General features: G+C 37.6%; 10 protein-coding genes. 8 read left to right on the plus strand and 2 right to left on the minus strand.

Going from position 1 to position 18,840, the window contains the following annotated elements; translation table 11 throughout:
• Positions 1 to 49: 49 nt before the first annotated feature.
• The 8 genes from QM481_RS18255 (at position 50) to QM481_RS18290 (ending at position 15,820) form a co-directional block, all read left to right on the plus strand.
• Positions 50 to 1,429, plus strand: a complete 1,380-nt coding sequence (locus QM481_RS18255; RefSeq protein WP_283382797.1) for an alpha/beta hydrolase family protein — start codon at positions 50 to 52, stop codon at positions 1,427 to 1,429.
• Positions 1,430 to 1,507: 78 nt separating this feature from the next.
• On the plus strand, positions 1,508 to 2,353 hold the full coding sequence (locus QM481_RS18260; protein ID WP_283370636.1) for a sugar phosphate isomerase/epimerase family protein: 846 nt from the start codon (positions 1,508 to 1,510) through the stop codon (positions 2,351 to 2,353).
• 394 nt (positions 2,354 to 2,747) lie between these two features.
• Complete coding sequence (locus QM481_RS18265) at positions 2,748 to 5,483, plus strand: alpha-d-galacturonidase (RefSeq protein WP_283382798.1); 2,736 nt, start codon at positions 2,748 to 2,750, stop codon at positions 5,481 to 5,483.
• A gap of 77 nt (positions 5,484 to 5,560) precedes the next feature.
• Positions 5,561 to 7,111 (plus strand): MGH1-like glycoside hydrolase domain-containing protein, encoded by a 1,551-nt coding sequence (locus QM481_RS18270; RefSeq protein WP_283382799.1) that lies wholly within the window; start codon positions 5,561 to 5,563, stop codon positions 7,109 to 7,111.
• A gap of 290 nt (positions 7,112 to 7,401) precedes the next feature.
• Positions 7,402 to 8,982: a sodium:solute symporter family transporter gene (locus QM481_RS18275; protein ID WP_283382800.1), complete on the plus strand. Its 1,581-nt coding sequence runs from the start codon at positions 7,402 to 7,404 to the stop codon at positions 8,980 to 8,982.
• Positions 8,983 to 9,031: 49 nt separating this feature from the next.
• Complete coding sequence (locus QM481_RS18280; RefSeq protein WP_283382801.1) at positions 9,032 to 11,218, plus strand: alpha-L-rhamnosidase-related protein; 2,187 nt, start codon at positions 9,032 to 9,034, stop codon at positions 11,216 to 11,218.
• 174 nt (positions 11,219 to 11,392) lie between these two features.
• Positions 11,393 to 14,092, plus strand: a complete 2,700-nt coding sequence (locus QM481_RS18285; RefSeq protein WP_283382802.1) for a family 78 glycoside hydrolase catalytic domain — start codon at positions 11,393 to 11,395, stop codon at positions 14,090 to 14,092.
• Between the two features lie 177 nt (positions 14,093 to 14,269).
• Positions 14,270 to 15,820 (plus strand): glycoside hydrolase family 28 protein, encoded by a 1,551-nt coding sequence (locus QM481_RS18290; protein ID WP_283382803.1) that lies wholly within the window; start codon positions 14,270 to 14,272, stop codon positions 15,818 to 15,820.
• A gap of 188 nt (positions 15,821 to 16,008) precedes the next feature.
• Here QM481_RS18290 and QM481_RS18295 read toward each other — a convergent pair whose 3' ends face one another.
• The gene (locus QM481_RS18295) at positions 16,009 to 17,004 is read right to left on the minus strand and encodes a hypothetical protein (RefSeq protein ID WP_283382804.1); all 996 of its coding nucleotides are present in this window, start codon (positions 17,002 to 17,004) and stop codon (positions 16,009 to 16,011) included.
• Between the two features lie 24 nt (positions 17,005 to 17,028).
• Complete coding sequence (locus tag QM481_RS18300) at positions 17,029 to 18,777, minus strand: AAA family ATPase (protein ID WP_283382805.1); 1,749 nt, start codon at positions 18,775 to 18,777, stop codon at positions 17,029 to 17,031.
• Positions 18,778 to 18,840: the final 63 nt, after the last annotated feature.

An 18,840-nucleotide genomic window follows, 5' to 3' on the forward strand; every position in this document is an offset into this window, starting at 1 on the left:
AAGTAAAAACACTTACCCCTTGTGCCTATTCCCTGACCCCTAAAAACTTATGAAAAATATCCTCATCACTATCACTTTACTAACTTCTTGCTTTTTTATACAAGCACAGACGGCAGATCAGGCGTTTAAAAAACCTTTAAAAGAGGTTATATCGACGATTGAATCTCGTTTTAAGGTGAAAATACGCTATCCTGAAGCCTTGGTGGCTGACAAACAGGTTACCTATGCCGAATGGCGTTTTAGACCTGATTTGGAAACAACGCTCCATCACGTTATGGACTCGCAGGATATTACTTTTACCAAAGAGGGAGAGGGGAAATATAAGTTACAGGCTTTTCAATATCACCTCAAAACTCCAGAAGAAGGCAAACTGCAATTAAACTATCTGTCTACGCTTTCGCCAGATATTACTTCTTGGGAATTACGTAAAACCAATTTGAAAAACTGCATTTGGCAAGCACTCGAAATAGCAAAAGCGCCAGCCAAACCTCAGTCTCAAGCTATTATAACTTCCAAACGAATCATGGATGGCTACACAGTTGAAAATGTGGCTATCGAAACTTTGCCAGGGGTTTATGTAAGTGGCTCTTTGTATCGTCCTTTAAAATCAAAAGGTAAAATTCCTGTTATTCTGAATCCTGACGGACATTTTGGGGATGGTCGTTATCGTGCCGATTGTCAGTATAGATGTGCGGCTTTAGCCAAAATGGGCGCTATGGCTTTTAGTTACGACCTTTTTGCTTGGGGAGAATCTACCTTGCAGTTCAAATCTGAAGACCACCGTCGTAGCCATGCTCAAACGATTCAAATGCTCAATGGAATTCGTATTCTGGATTGGTTACTAGCCCTCAAAGATGCCGATCCTACACGTGTAGGCATTACGGGCGCTTCTGGCGGGGGTAGTCAAACGATGTTGTTAACTGCTATCGATGACCGTATCAAAGTAAGTGTTCCCGTAGCCATGATGTCCTCGTATCACAGTGGGGGTTGTCCTTGCGAAAGTGGCATGGGTGTGCATTTGTGTGGAGAAGGTACTAACAACGTAGAAATAGCCTCCATGGCAGCTCCAAGAGCACAAATGATTATATCGGATGGAAAAGATTGGACGCAGTTTGTCCCACAAACCGAATTTCCATTTGTACAACGAATTTATGATTTATACCATGCTTCTAATAAAGTTCAAAATGCCCACTTTCCAAGCGAGGGACATGATTATGGAGCTAATAAACGTAAAGCCATGTATGGCTTTATGGCAAAAGAATTAGGCTTAGATCTTCAAAAAATTCAGGATACTTCTGGTAATATCATTGAAACAGGTATTACGATTGAGCCTTTTCCAGCCTTATATGTTTTTGGTGAAAAAGGCGAAAAGCTACCTTCCAATGCCATCAAAGATTTTGAAGTAATTGAGAAGATGTTTTCGAAATAGTGGCACAGGCAAAGAGGCACAAGGCAAGAGTTTTTTATTTACTCTTGCCTTGTGCCTGACTACTAACCCCTCAAAGAAATGCGTTTTTTATTGATTTTGTTAATGATAGCTAGTCAAGGACTGGCACAAACGACTCGTTACAAAGTAGGTTTGATTGACCTCATGTTGTTGAAACGACAAAAATTGGGAGCCATTACGCTCACACAACAAATTGGCGCCGACGGACTTGAATTGGATATGGGAGGTTTAGGGAAAAGACCCACTTTTGAAAACCAACTTGCCAACGATTCTATTCGTCAGGTTTTTATGGATAAGGCCAAAGAATTAAAACTTGAAATATGTTCCTTGGCAATGACAGGCTATTATGCTCAATCATTTTGTGGTCGAGAGGAGTATCAACAGTCAATTCGAGATTGTATAAAAACCATGAAAGCCATGAATGTAAAAGTGGCTTTTTTACCGCTTGGTGTACAATGCGACTTAAAGAAAGACCCATCTATTCGTGATTCGGTTGTTAGCAGATTAAAAGTTGCTGGAAAAATGGCAGAAGAAGCAGGCGTGGTAATCGGCATCGAAACAGCATTAAGTGCCAAAGAGGAAGTAGCTTTACTCAAAGAAATCGGTTCTCCAGCCATTCAGATTTATTTTAACTTTTCTAACCCTCTCAAAGAAGGTCGTGATTTATATAAAGAATTAAAAATTCTAGGAAAAAATCGTATCTGTATGATTCATGCCACCAATAAAGATGGTGTTTGGCTAGAGAAAGACCCTGAAATAGATATGCTTAAGGTAAAAAAGACTTTAGATAAAATGAAATGGTCAGGCTGGTTAATCATCGAACGTTCGAGGGATGCCAGCAAGCCTAAAGATGTCAAAGGAAATTACAGCGCCAATACAGCCTATTTGAAAAAGATATTTCAATAAAATGACACGAGTTATTTAGTGATTTGCGATTGAGTGGATGAATGATTATTTTTTTTGACAATATTCTGCTTCTCACGAAATTTCAGTCAGGATATTTCGGTTTTTTGGGTAAAAATCATTTTGAAAATAATCACTAAATCACTCAATTGCTCAATCACTAAATAAAGGATAGCTCGTATCCTTTTGCTAATTTAGCAAGAACTCTCCCTATGCAAATATCCTATAATTTTCAGAGAAAATGGTAGATAGTCTGACCCTCCTAAGCATATACCTTTGTATGTGTTAAATCTGATTTATTCCGAAAAAAATACAAGATTCATTGAGCAGCAAGCCAATATCATATCAAAATACCTTTCGGATTAATCATAAGCTCTCAGATTCAGGACTATAAGTTATGTACAAAATTTCACTCATACTCTGTTACCTCTTCTTAAACATATCTCATTCTTTTGCTAGTATCACGAGCAATGAGGATGGAGCAAAGACGATCTATTTACAAGTTTCCCAACCATCACAACCTCGTATTGCTTACGGTGTTAGTAAACTAAAACTTGCTTTAGAATCTGTTGGATATAAGGTTTCTACAACCTCAAAATCTACGAGTCCAACTATTTGGATTGGCACTCAACAAGGGTTAAACAATAGCAATACCTTATCCAAAAAGGAAAGTTTTCGTCTATTTAAATCTGCTCAAACTCCTTTGCAGGTCATTGGTTTTGATGAGTCGGGTGTCTTATATGGTTGTTTGGAATTAGCAGAAAGAATCAAACAGCAGAAGACTATCCCGCAGTCTCTGGTCTATCAAGACCAACCCGAAATGGTACTTCGTGGTACTTGTGTAGGTATGCAAAAACCCACACTTTTGCCTGACAGAGAGGTATATGAATATCCTTATACAGAAAAAGATTTCCCTTGGTTTTACGATAAAAAACTCTGGATTAGATACTTAGATATGATGGTCGAAAACCGTTATAACTCACTCTACATCTGGAACGGACACCCTTTTGCATCCTTGGTTCGGGTAAAAGAATACCCTTATGCCGTAGAGGTTGATGATGCCACTTTTAAGAAAAACGAAGAAATGTACCGTTTCTTGACTGAAGAAGCGGATAAAAGAGGTATTTGGGTAATTCAGATGTTTTATAACATCATTGTTTCCAAACCTTTTGCCGAACATCATAAAATCAAAACACAAGACCGTAATCGCCCAATTATTCCAGTCATTGCAGATTATACACGTAAGTCTATTGCAGCATTTGTAGAAAAATACCCTAATGTTGGTTTATTAATTACCTTGGGCGAAGCCATGGAAGGAGCAGGACAAGATGACGTGGATTGGTTTACCAAAACCATTATTCCAGGGGTACAAGATGGTCTAAAAGCTTTGGGTAAAACAACTGAACCGCCCATTGTGCTTCGTGCGCATGATACAGATGCGCCAAGAGTCATGAAAGAAGCTTTACCATTGTACAAAAATTTGTACACGATGGCAAAATACAATGGAGAGGCTTTAACGACTTATACACCAAGGGGTTCATGGGCAGAATTACATCGCAAATTAAGCCAAATTGGTACGGTACATATCGAAAATGTGCATCTTTTGTCAAATCTCGAACCATTTAGATATAGTTCGCCTGACTTTATCCAGAAGTGTGTACAAGCCATGCACAGCGTTTATGGCGCTAATGGACTGCATTTATACCCTCAAGCTTCATACTGGGATTGGCCATATACCGCAGATAAAACGTCCGAAAGACTTTTACAAATCGACCGAGATGCGATGTGGTACAAAACATGGGCAAGATATGCTTGGCGTGCAAACCGCCCTGCTACAGAAGAACAGCAGTTTTGGAAATCCTATCTTGGAAAAGAATATGGACTGGCGTCAAATCAAGCACAAGGAATCTTAGATGCCTACAACGAAACGGGAGAAATTGCACCTAAGCTTTTGCGTAGATACGGTATCACCGACGGTAACCGTCAGACTTTGACCTTGGGGATGTTGATGACACAATTGATTAATCCTTATCGTTATGGGCTGTTCACGATGCTATATGAATCAGAAGCACCTGAAGGTGAGATGATTATTGAATATGCCGAAAAGGCATGGAAAGGACAAAAACACATCGGAGAAACGCCTGTGCAGGTAGCCGATGAAGTAGTAGTTCATGGGAGAAAAGCGCAGGAATCCATTGACAAAATAGCACAAAATGTCACTAAAAATACGGCTGAATTTAAGCGTTTACAAAATGATGTTCATTGCTACAATGCAATGGCGCAGTTCTTCTCTGAAAAGGTATATGCCGCTCTGGACTTAGTGCGTTACAAATATTCAAATCAAATTAGTGATTTGGAAAAAGCATTACCACACTTAGAACGTAGCGTTGAGCACTATAGCAAACTGGTTGAATTGACAAAAGACACCTATTTGTATGCTAACAGTATGCAAACCAAACAGCGCAAAATTCCTATGCGTGGTGTCGACGCGACTTTCATTCATTGGAAAGAAATGCTACCCGTTTTTCAAAAAGAAGTAACGAGATTACATACTGTTATTGATTCGTTGAAGCAAAGTTCAGGTAATGGTGTAAAGGCTATTCAATATCTCAAGCCCGCTCAGGTACAACTTGAAGATGCCAGTTTAACAACCTATCCTTTAGCGAGCAATCAAAAAGTTTTTAGCGATACCAGCATTGTGATTCAAGGTATAGCACCTGAACTAAAAAACCTTTCTGGTATTGTTTTATCTAAAAAAACACAGATTACGAAGGGCACTCAAATAACTTTTAAAACGGACAAACCTGTGAAAGTATTAGTGGGCTATTTCAATGAGAAGATAGGGATTTATGATGCGAAGAAAAGTGATTTTCTACCAAAACCACAACTTGAAATTGATGCCAGTGCCAATAACTTCGGACAAGCAGAAAGTAAGATTACCAATGCCCTGTTGCTAGGCGACTGGCCTCCTGTGAATATCCATACTTTTTCATTCGAGGCAGGAACACATACGCTGAGCCTTGCCAAAGGAACGTGTTTAGTATTAGGCTTCGTTGATGGCTCACAAGAGATAAAAATCTTCGACGCAGGTTTTGCAGGTAATCAAAAAAATATTGACTGGACAGTTGAATAGTGATGAATGATGAGTTGTGAGTGATGAATGGCTATTTTATTCATCACTCACAACTCATCATTCACAATTAAGAAATCATGTACATTAAAAAAATATTAAGCCTTTGGGGCTGTATTCTTCTGGGGTATGGGAGTGTGGCTCAGAAGACCGATTTTGTTGGAACCAAAACCTTAGCCACGGCAGTTGAGCGCTACAATGCACTTGATAAGGAAGAAGCTGTTATTAATTTTATTCCGAATGCACAATCATATAATTGGTTAGCGCAAAATATTCCTTTATTGGATTGCCCCGACTCATTGATTCAGGAGATATACTATTATCGTTGGTGGGCATTGAGAAAGCACCTCAAGCAAACGCCCGATGGCTTTATTTTTACTGAATTTATCACCAAAGTAAATCACGCTGGTAAGCACAATGCCATCAGTAGTGCTTTGGGACATCATATTTATGAAACTCGTTGGCTCCGCAATCAACAGTACACAGACGATTATATTCGCTTTTGGCTTTATATCGATCCCAAACACAATGTACAACGTTTTCACGCCTTTAGTAGCTGGATTGATGACGCTGTGTATCAACGTTATTTAGTCAATTTGGATAAATCTTTTTTAGAAAAAAACCTTCAGACACTTGTAGCAGATTATAAAAAATGGGAAGAAGAACGCCAATTACCAAACGGAATGTTCTACCAGTTTGACGTAAAAGATGCCATGGAAGAGTCTATTAGTGGGGGCAGAAAAGATAAAAATATTCGTCCGACCATCAATAGCTATATGTATGCCAATGCTAAATCTTTAGCCAGAATGGCAGAATTACTGGGCGATGCAAACACACAAAAGATTTTTACAGATAAAGCGAACTTCCTTAGAAAAGCCGTTGAAGATACGCTTTGGGATAGCAAGGCCTCTTTTTTTAAGGTAAAATTAGAAAAAACAAAAGCTTTCTCAGACGCTCGCGAGGCTATTGGATTTATTCCTTGGTATTTTAATTTGCCAGAAGATAAGGCTAACTATGTCAAACAATGGAGTCAGCTTACCGATACTTTGGGCTTTAAAGCAAAATGGGGTATTACCACTGCCGAGCGCCGCCACCCATTGTTCCGTACACATGGCTCAGGACATGGTTGCGAATGGGATGGACCACTTTGGCCGTATGCCACCACTCAAACACTTAAGGCTTTGTCCAATTTGCTCAATAATTACAAGCATAAAGGCGATATGACCCCTCAGGTTTTCTATGATGAACTAAAGAAATATGCCTTTTCGCATCAAATGAATGGTAAACTTTACTTAGGCGAGTATCAGGATGAGAAAAATGGAGAATGGCTCAAAGGCGACAATCCAAGAAGTAAGTTCTATAATCACTCCGCTTATGCAGACTTGATTATCAGCGATTTAATAGGACTCAAACCTCGTGAAGACCAAGTATTAGAAATTAGTCCTTTGATTTCAAGCAAACAATGGGCTTGGTTTTGTCTAGAAAATATTTCTTATCATGGAAAACTCATTACAATTCTTTGGGACGAAACTGGTAAAAAATACAACAAAGGCAAAGGCCTACAAGTCTTTGCGGACGGCAAACTCATTGGCAAGTCCAAAAAACTCAAAAAAGTAAAGTTTAGAATCTAATCGGAGCTATTAGTGATAACAGCTCTTAGTGTACATTCATCTTAATAAAATATTAGAAATGAAAAGTTTATGAAGTTTTGAAATCCTATTGTTTGAGCCGCAGGCGAGTTTAGGATTTCTTGACTTTCTTTTGCGGCCGCCGCTGCGGTTACTTTTCTTGTGTCAAGACAAGAAAAGTAAGGTGTGGCGAAGAGAAATTTAGTCCTTTTCGCCACTCTTTACAAAATTTTGAATATTTCTTAACATAACTTATTTCCCCTCATTTTATTACAAAATCCTCAACCCTAACTATGCTTTCACCTCTAGCAGAAAAACTCACTTGGCTTGATTATACCATTGTGGGCATATATCTAATTATATTGTTGGTCATTGGCTATCGTGCAAGTCGCAAAAAAAATACTGACGAAACACTATTTCTAGCCAATAAATCACTGGATTGGTATAGTATCGGTTTTAATATGTGGGGAACAAATGTGGGACCTTCAATGCTTTTGGCATTTGCTAGTATTGGCTATAGCACAGGCATTGTGGCAGTTAACTTCGAATGGTATGCCTTTGTATTCTTGTTTTTGTTAGCTATAGTTTTTGCCCCAAAATATATTGCCTCAAAAGTATCCACCATGCCAGAGTTTATGGGTAAGCGTTATGGCGATTCTACCCAAAATATCTTAGCATGGTATGCGCTCATTAAGATTTTGATTTCTTGGTTATCCCTGGGTCTTTTTTCAGGTGGTTTTTTGGTAAGACAAATCTTAGGCATTCCAATGGCTCCTGCGGTAATTGTCTTGGTGCTTTTTGCAGGACTATTTGCCTATATGGGCGGACTCAAAGCCATCGCAAAGGTGAATGTTTTTCAAATGATTCTTTTGATTGGAGTTTCTACTACGCTCACTATCTTAGGATTACAGAAAGTTGGGGGTATCTCAAACATGTATCATCAAGTACCAGCAGACTTCTGGACATTAATTCACCCTGCCAACGATACCAAATACCCTTGGCCTGCTATTTTGTTGGGTTATCCTGTTTCGGCTATTGCATTTTTCTGTACTGATCAAGCTATGGTACAATCGGTTTTAGGAGCGAGAACACTTGAACAAGGTCAACTGGGAGTAAACTTTATCGCTTGGTTAAAAATCCTATCTCTACCGCTATTTATCTTGACAGGTGTCATTTGCCATATTCTTTTCCCTAACCTTACTGACCCATCTATGGCATACATGACGATGGTAACCAACTTATTCCCTGCGGGATTAAATGGTTTGGTCATTGTTGTGTTGATTGCGGTATTAGTCGGAACAATTGGTTCGTCACTCAACTCTCTGAGTACCGTTTTTACGATGGATGTTTATGTCAAAAAAATCAATCCAAGTGCTAGTAACGAACAAATTATCAAAGTCGGTCGCTTGACGGTACTGGCAGGTTGCGTATTTGCGGTATTGATGGCATTGGCTATAGATTCTATCAAAGGGCTTAATTTATTTGATGTTTTTCAGTCAGTCTTGGGTTTTATTGCACCACCACTTTCTGTAGTTTTCTTATTAACTGTTTTCTGGAAAACCATGACACAAAAGGCCGTAAACGCCATTCTATCTTTTGGCTCAGCCTTTAGTCTTGGAGTTGGTGTATTGTACTTATGGGTATTTACGCCTGACAAATACAGTTTTTGGCCGCATTATCTCTTGTTATCCTTTTTCATTTTTGCCTTTTTGGCATTTGTCGCAGTGATTATTTCTATTACCGACAAAAAACCAGTTATCTATCTTTCTGAAAAAGAAGAATCTAGTCAAGAATTTAAACCAAGTACCAGAGTAATCACCCTTTGGACAGCCTTAGTGGTTGTGATGGTTTCTTTATATCTGTTTTTTAGTTAAAACAACCATTTCAAAAGCGAGAATTTTCGCCCCAAACCTCAATACATACATGAAACGTTTTTTCTACAAAAGCCTTTTACAGTCCCAGCTCATTTTGGGACTTTGGTTGTTTAGTGCAGGGCTAAGTCTTGCGCAACAAGCTACTTGGATTTGGTATCCAGGAGATTTCGAAATTTGGCTGGGTAACAAAATGCAAAACCGCCGTACCGAACGTGGTGTGTTTTTCCCACCTTTCTGGAAATTGGATAGTCATTATAACTTGATTGATTTTCATAAATCATTTACGCTCAATGCCCCAGAAGAAGTCTCGATTTTTGTAGAAGGACAATACAATGTTAAGATTGATGGAAAAGCCATTATGGGTTATCCCAAAAAAATCACGATGCCCACAGGAAAACATAAGTTAAGTCTGAAGGTATTTTGCCAAGACCGTGTTCCTGCTATTTTTATTCAAGGAAAAAATGTCGTTTCTGACAATTCTTGGTTGGTGACTTTTGAAGATAAAGAGTGGATTGACGAAACAGGAAAAGCTTCTGACCAATCGGGCACAACATGGCTCAATGCTGGTTCTTGGAATTTTAATACGCCAGCACAAGCACCTTCCAAATTTAGCTTAGCAACCAAATCACAAAAACCTGTAAAAGTAGAAATACTAAAAGAGGGTACAATGCTAGATTTTGGGAAGGAAACGTTTGGTTTTGTTCAACTCAAAGGACTAAAAGGGAAAGGAAAAGTTGAGATTTTTTATGGTGAATCTAAAGAAGAAGCCATGGATACTGAACACTGCGAAACACTTGATCAACTCACCATCAATCAGTCGATTGCCAAAGATTCGACAATGGAATTGACAAAGGCTTTTCGATATATTTTTATCAAAAAATCTCCTGTCGTATCCTTCAAAGAGGTATCCATGTTGTATGAGTATATGCCTGAGAAAGAGCGTGGTAATTTCCGTTGTTCAGACGAGCAAATTAATCAGATCTATGATGTGGCAAAATACACATTTCAGCTCAATACTCGGGAGTTTTTCATAGATGGTATCAAACGTGACCGTTGGATTTGGTCGGGCGATGCCTACCAAAGTTATTTGATGAACTACTATTCCTTCTTTGATTCGCCTGCTGTTACTCGAACGCTCTTGGCTTTGCGTGGCAAAGATCCTGTAACTAGCCATATCAATACCATTATGGATTACACATTCTATTGGTTCTTAGGAATTTACGATTATTATTTATACACGGGAGATAAAACTTTTATCCAACAATTTTATCCTCGTATGCAAACGCTCATGGAGTATTGCTTGAGTCGTCGCAACAAAGATGGTATGATGGAAGGGCTTTCGGGTGACTGGGTATTTATCGACTGGGCAGAAGGTTTGAGTAAAAAAGGAGCTGTAAGCTTTGAACAACTATTGCTTACTCGTAGTCTCGAAACTATGACCTTATGTGCCAATATCGCTAATGATACCAAAGGGGCTACTCGATACAAGCAAATTGGAGAAGAATTGAAATCTAAATTTTTCTCAACTTATTGGAATGACAACAAGCATGCTTTTGTACATAGTCAAGTAGATGGAAAACAGACCGATAACGTAACCAGATACAGCAATATGTTTGCGATTTTCTTCAATTATTTGGATGATGCCAAAAAACAAGGAATCAAAAATCATGTTTTGTTAAATGATAAAATTCAAAAAATCACTACGCCATATATGCGTTTTTACGAATTGGAAGCGTTGTGTGCTTTAGGTGAACAAAAATTCGTTTTAGACGAAATGAAATCCTATTGGGGCGGTATGCTCAAACTTGGAGCGACCTCTTTCTGGGAAGAATATAATCCAACAAAATCAGGAGCTGAGCATTATGCCATGTATGGTCGTCCGTTCGGGAAAAGTCTTTGTCATGCTTGGGGAGCAAGTCCTATTTACTTATTAGGAAAATACTATTTAGGCGTAAAACCAACAAGTCCAGCTTATGAGCAATATGAGATTACTCCTGAGCTTGGTGGCTTAGCTTGGATGGAAGGAAGCGTCCCAACCCCAAAAGGTGATGTCAAATTGTATTGTAGCAAAGAATCTATCAAAATAACTGGTACCAATGATGGTGTTGGAAAACTTAAGTTTAAAAGTCAAACCACACCAACTTGTACACAAGGAACGATTCAATCTATTGGCAATCAATGGTATGAACTAAGTATTCTAAAAGGACAAACCATCGAGGTGAAGTATCAGCAGTAGAAAAGTGACAAAGGGAACAGGCACAAAGGCACATAGTATTTTCAGATTCAATTTACACTTTGCGCCTTTGTGCCTGTTCCCTCTATAACTTCAGATTCAATTTTTATGAAAAACCCTCCATTAAACTACAAAAAACTAAAATTCTTCTTTTTATGCTTACTTCAAATTCTGTGCATGAGCTTTCTTGGGAATGCACAAAATTTGTCGCTTTATGACTTGCGTTGTGAATATCTCAAAAACCCTATTGGTATAGATATTCGCAAACCACGCTTGAGTTGGAAAATTCAGTCGGGGGGATATAATGTTAAGCAAACAGCATATCAAATTTTAGTAGCAGATTCACCTGAGTTGCTACAACCTAACAAAGCCAATATTTGGGATTCTGGCAAAATTACCTCTGACCAGTCTATCCAAATAGAATTTGATGGTAAAACGCTGGAAGCCACTCAAGTTTATTACTGGAAAGTTAAAATCTGGGATAATCAGGGGCGCTCGTCGGCTTGGAGTGAAGTTGCTACTTGGCAAATGGGGCTTTTCTCTGCTGGGGATTGGCGCAATGCCCAATGGATTGCCTACGAACGCTTGGCTGACAGTTTGGTGAATATTTTACCAACCGATGGACAAAAAGATAAGGTTTTCAAGAACAATATTTTACCGATGTTTCGCAAAGATTTTTCGGTAAAGAAAAAAGTGAAACGTGCTACTGTCTTTATCTCAGGCTTAGGGCATTTTGAGTTGAGTTTGAATGGTAAAAAAGTTGGCGATAATTTTCTGGATGCAGGATGGACAAAGTACGATAAACAAGCACTTTATGTAGGTTTTGACATAACAAAATCCTTGGAAGAAGGTAAAAATACCTTTGGGGTAATGCTTGGAAACGGCTTTTACTACATACCTCCCGTAAAAGGACGCTATCGCAAACTCAAAGGTATGTTTGGTTTACCCAAAATGATTTGTCGACTAAAAGTGGAATTCCAAGATGGTTCTGAGCAAAACCTCTACAGTGATAATTCGTGGAAAACTGCCCCAAGTCCAATAACTTTTTCAAGTATTTATGGAGGTGAAGACTACAACGCTAATCTGGAACAAAAAGGCTGGGATATGCCCAACTTCGATGAGAGTTTATGGCGAAATGCCATCGTGGTGGAAGGCCATACTCGTTTGAGTCCTCAGCTGATAGAACCTGTCAAAATCATGGAGTCTTTTCAGCCAATTCAGCAAAAACAAGTTGCCTCAAGCGATTGGGTATTTGATTTAGGACAAAATGCTTCTGGTATTATCGAATTAAAAGTAAAAGGTAATAAAGGCGATACGGTATGGGTTCGACCTTCGGAATTACTCAACGCCAATGGTACTGTCAATCAAAAGGCTTCTGGAAGTCCCTATATTTTTAGTTATGTACTCAAAGGAGAAGGCATCGAAACATGGCAACCACGCTTTAGCTATTATGGTTTTCGATATTTACAAGTAAAAGGAGCCAAGCCCGAGACTAATGCTAAAATACAGTTAATCAGCATAAAAGGATTACATATTCGTAATTCTGCCTCAACGATTGGGCAGTTTGCTAGCTCAGATACTCTTTTTAACCAGACACATCAGCTTATTGATTGGGCGATTAAAAGCAATATGACTTCGGTGTTCACCGATTGTCCACATCGTGAAAAATTAGGTTGGCTAGAACAAGTTCATTTGATGGGTTCTTCGGTTCGCTATCGTTACGACGTAGCTCCAATGTTCAAAAAGGCGGTTAAAGATATGCAGCTCTCGCAACTTCCAAACGGTTTGATTCCCGAGATTGCTCCTGAATATGTCAAATTTGAATGGGGTGGCGACATGTTTCGCGACTCACCAGAATGGGGCAGTAGCAGCATTATTGTTCCATACTACATGTATCTCTGGTATGGCGACACCCGTGTACTAGACGAGGCCTATCCCATGATGCAGCGCTATTTGAAATACCTTGCCAGCAAAGCTCAAAACCATATTCTTTCACAAGGCTTAGGCGATTGGTATGATTTAGGACCAAAACCTCCTGGCGTATCACAACTTACCCCTATGGGCGTAACAGGTACAGCGATTTACTATTATGATTTACAAATCGCTGAGAAAATTGCCAAAATCTTAGGGCATGGCGACGACGCACAGGAATATGCCGATATAGCTGAAGAAGTCAAAAAAGCATTTAATCAGACTTTCTTTAACCCTGACACCAAACAGTATGCTTCGGGTAGTCAAACCGTAAATGCCATGGCACTGTTCATGAATTTGGTTGAGCCAGAAAATCGTAAAGCAGTTTTACAACATTTGATTGATGACATTCAAACACGTAACTATGCCCTAACAGCAGGGGATATTGGCTACCGATATGTTCTAAGAGTATTAGAATCAGAAGGACGCTCTGACATCATTTTTGCGATGAACAACCGCTCGGATGTGCCAGGTTATGGCTATCAGCTCAAAAAAGGCGCTACTGCCCTTACCGAATCTTGGCAAGCTGGTGGTAATTCTCACAACCATTTTATGCTTGGACATTTAATGGAGTGGTTGTATAGCGGTTTAGCAGGAATCCGCCAAAGTGAAAGAGATGTCGCTTTTAAGGAAATCATCATCGCACCAGAAGTGGTAGGAACCCTTACACAAGCCGAGGGAAATTATGAATCTCCTTACGGAAAAATAAGTACCCTTTGGAAAAAAACAAGCAAACGCTTTACCCTAAACGTAAGCATTCCTGTCAATACAAATGCCAAGATTTTAATAGATCAACATTTAGGAAAAACTATTAAGCAAAATGGTAAAATCATTCCAGCCGAAAAGCAGGGCAATAAATATCTGATTTCAGTAGGCTCAGGAAATTACCTTTTCGAATTGTATTAGTCCTTTTTATCCGTAGAGATGCAAGGCATTGGAATTGTAACAAATATTATATCTACGAATAATAGAAAAGGTTCTATTAACAATATTTCTGTAGCTTTTTTTTGATAGTATCCATCTGATTATGAGTGCAATCTTATAACAGATATACTATTAACAAATAACTTATTTTTGAAAAACATGAGAAAAAATATCAGTCTTACCCTTCTCTTATTGGCGCTAGGTATCAGCGCACAAGCGCAGGTATATTTGAATGTATTGAAATTTGGGGTCAAAAATGATAGTTCTAAACTTGCTACAGAAGGCATCAAAAAAGCGATTGCCACTGCGGTCAAGCAAGGGGGAGGAACTATCTATTTTCCTGCTGGAAAATATAAAACTGGTCCTATCGAACTCAAAAGTAATATTACCATCTTCATCGATGCCGGTGCTGAATTGCATTTTACCGATGATTTTGACGCGTACCTTCCTATGGTTCCTTCTCGATGGGAAGGGACAGATGTCATTAATTTTTCACCACTCTTTTACGCTTACAAAGCCGAAAACATTGCCATAAAGGGTAGAGGGTTGATAGATGGTCATGGCAAAAAATGGTGGGCTTACTCAGAAGTACATGTCAAAAATATCCCCACTTCTAAATGGCAAGAGGAGTTTAAAAGACTTAACAAAGATGTATTGGCGCCAGACCTTCCGGGTTGGATAGAAAAAGGTTTTTTACGTCCTCCTTTCATTCAACCCATGTTTTGTAAAAATGTCCAAATTGAAGGTATCACGATTCGAAATTCTCCTTTCTGGACAGTCAACCCTGAGTTTTGTGACAATGTAACCATTCATGGTGTGACCATCGAAAACCCACATTCTCCCAATACAGACGGTATAAACCCCGAATCTTGTAGCAATGTACATATTTCCAATTGTCATATTAGTGTTGGGGATGACTGCATTACCATCAAATCTGGAAAAGATCGTTCGGGACGAAAAAGAAATATTCCTGCCGAAAATTATACCATTACTAACTGCACGATGCTGTCGGGACATGGAGGTGTTGTAATTGGTAGTGAAATGTCGGGTGGTGTGAAAAAAATTGTGATTTCTAACTGTATTTTCGATGGTACCGACAGAGGTATTCGTATCAAAACGGCACGCGGTCGTGGGGGCGTGGTCGAGGATATTCGTGTGGACAATATCGTGATGAAAAATATCAAAGAACAAGCTATTGTGCTTGATATGCAATACGCTAAAACGACGGTTGAGCCCATTTCTGAACGTACACCTATTTTCCGCAATATTCATTTTAGCAATATTACCGCACAAGGAAATCAAGCTGGTTATCTAAATGGACTTGAAGAACTACCTATAGAAGACATCAGTTTTCAAGACCTAAATTTCGATACTCAATCAGGTTTTGTCATTAAAAACTCCAAAAATATCCAGTTCGACAATGTGCATGTCAATACCGAAAGAGGAGCGGTCATTAAAGCCGAAAATAGTCAGCAAATCAGCATCAAACAAGTATTGACGAATAAGCCTCATGCAGGAGTTCCTATCTTGGATTTCAGCAACTTACAACAAGTTTCCATCCAAGGAAATATCCCATTAGTGCCGTCTGATATATATTTAAAGGTCTCTGGAGAAAAGTCAACTAATTATTTGATGGGAGATAACAATTTCAAAAATGTTAAAACGCCCATCCAAACAAGCCCAGAAGTTCCTGTAGGATTTAATCAGTAAAATTCGCATTGTAGAGACGTAACATGTTACGTCTCATTTGCTGGTGCTGGATTTCTATCCAGCACCTTATTTTTTCCAAGGATTCCAATCCTTGCTGTAGAAACGTAACATATTACGTCTCCAGATGATTGTCAAAATAGAAATCTAATTGGTAGACGTAGCAGTGCTACGTCTCTACGATGATGGATTTATAAAATTACCTTTATTAAATCATTGGTCAATTTTGAAAATGGTTTTAGATAGTATTTATGATGGTCAAGTTCAATACCCCAATAAACAGCCTTCATCTCATCAGAAAACCCATTTAACCCTAAGTCTGCAAACTGTTTTCCATAGCCTTTTAATAATGTTTCATTGTACATCTTTGCTCTTTCTACAACTAAATTGATTACTCCTTTATGTTGTTTCATTCTATCCTTTAGCTTAACTGATTCAAATAATGCTTCAAGCGATTTTTTTAATGCTAAATCTTGTGTTTTAAACTCAATTATTTCCCTAGAAGGAATATTTTGGTCTTTAGAAGTTTCTTTATCTTCCAAAATCGTATTTAGTTTTGCATCTAAACTAAAGTTGAAGCTATACACATCATCAACATTCACATTTTCGAATGGATTAAAAAACAATTTTGAATCAGCATTCTTAAATGAATTGCATACCTTACATGATGGTACCAAATTATAGAATGATACTGCAAGAAAAGGGTATTTTTCCTTGGGAAATAAATGATCCCAGTCGAATGTTCTTCTTATTGATTTTTTATCTTTACTACAAACTATTCGATATGTATAATTTTCATTACAATAGGGGCAAGTCAAAATATCGCAATCTTCGATAAGTTTATCGGAATCATATTCCTTTATAGTATTATTCTTTCTTGTAAATGTATCATATAAAGAGGTGAAATCTAAGCATCCTTTTTTATCTTTACTACCTGCTAATTTCATCTGTTCTTCAATTGGTAATTGATCAAAAGTATTCACAATCGAAGTAATTTCTTTGGGGGAAGCACATAATAAATCTTTAATATCTTTGATTCCCACATTCGAAAAATATTGGGCTATCAAGGCATTTATATCATCAAGATTGTACTTTGTACCCGATCGGCCCATATACTCTATCAATGCATTTGCATGCCTATCCTCTAGTCGTCCTTTTGCATATTTTGAATCAGAGATAGAAATCATAGTTTTATAATTGTTTTTAGTAGTTTAGTTAGCTTTATTTCTTTTATATCTTTCAAACATGCTTCTTAGTTGATTTCGAATAACAGATTCGCCAATTAGGGAGATAAATTTAGAAACATCCTCATCATTTTTGAAGGTAGCCCTTTTTTCTCCAGACGATTTTATGTATTCAACAGCCTCTTTTATCTTCTCATAAGCAAAGGCACTTATAAATTCATCAACAAAAAACTCATCTTGAAACAGCCTAAAGATATTTCCTCCAAGTGTTTCTGTTTCTTGATTATTCATCACTTTAGTAAATCCGTTTTCATCCTTTTGTAGTTTAATGAGGTTATAATGAGGTATATCCGACACTATAAATGGCGAGTGAGAGGTGAGTATGATTTGAAATTTTTTATTTAATCCTTGTACCTCATTGACTACTTCAAGAAATGAGCAAAGGCTACTGATATATTTTCTTTGCCACTCAGGATGAAAATAGGCTTCTCCTTCGTCGATTGAAATGATAATATTTTCTGCTTCAAGTTGATCTTTCTTTTCATTGTTGTCATTTCTTATTACTGAGAATAATTCTGCAAATTGTGACATTAAGGCTTCTTGCCCCGTACTAAAATTTCTAGGCCATCCATAAACTATTCCGTTATCAATGTGTGTTGAAGTAGCTCTCAATTTTCTAATAAATGAATTTGTTGATTCTGTAATCTTCATCAAGAATCTGCCATTTCTAAAACTAACTTCCTCATTTTCAGAAACTTTAAATTCTTCTACTTTATCAAGAAAAATCTTATCTAACTTTAGTTCATCGAATTTTAAATTAATATAACTCTCGTCAAGTCCTATTTCTTTTATTTCTATATTCTTGAAAAAATCTAAAATCGTATTACATTCAGACAAAAAAAGATAAATGTAGAGTTTAACATATAAGTTTAGCAAATTATTTAGCGGTAAAGGTGATGATTCAATTGATTTGGGCATATTTTCTAAATGCTCAATTAGTTGCTTATATAGTTCTTTTGATGGTTGTTTCTTTTCCCATTCAACTTTTAGCTTTTCATCTGAAAATATAATTACTATGCTTTCTGGGTTTATTTCTTTTAAAAGCTTCATCGATTCTCTATCTTGTTGCTTAAAAATATCTAGATTTTTATTAAGCCATGCAAAGAGATCAATCTGCCGACTATGAAGGAGTATCTTAAAATCATCAAGTAATTTCCCCCCAGAGGACTTAACCTCGGTACTTAAAAACTCTGCTGTTGCTGAATAATCTATAAAATGCTCTCTTTTAAAATATATACTCTCTGAACTTGAGAGAATTGGGTTGTAAAAAATCAATGCTAAATCATTGAACATTCTTTGAATTTCATCATCTTTTCTTTCTGTTATTAAAGAGCTCATGTTAAGCCTTACTCTAGGATTAGCTATTCGTATAAAGCTCAACATTTTTATACCTATATAGTCATAATAAATATATTCAGTCCCTTCCTCAAATATTAACACCACGGGCGCAAATAGTGGTTTTTGAGCAAATATCATATTTAACAACTTCAAAAAAGAGCTTTTCCCTGTACCATTAACCCCTACGATTCCTGTCACATTTGTGATAGCACTACTATTTTGAAATAGGTCAACATAGTTAATGGTTTCTTTTACTTCAATAGTTAGCGTGTTATCACTCAACCTGAAATCAAATGTATGTTTTCCTCCAAGGTTAAATCCTTGATTTTCAATTCCCATATAATTACTCACCCATACTGCAACTAATCTTTTACTCATGTTATTCTTAATTAAATAAGTGTGTTTATTATTTTTTCTCCAATTTAATAATATTTAATTAAA

Origin of the sequence: Flectobacillus rivi (assembly GCF_030056655.1) — a bacterium.
Taxonomy (GTDB): domain Bacteria; phylum Bacteroidota; class Bacteroidia; order Cytophagales; family Spirosomataceae; genus Flectobacillus; species Flectobacillus rivi.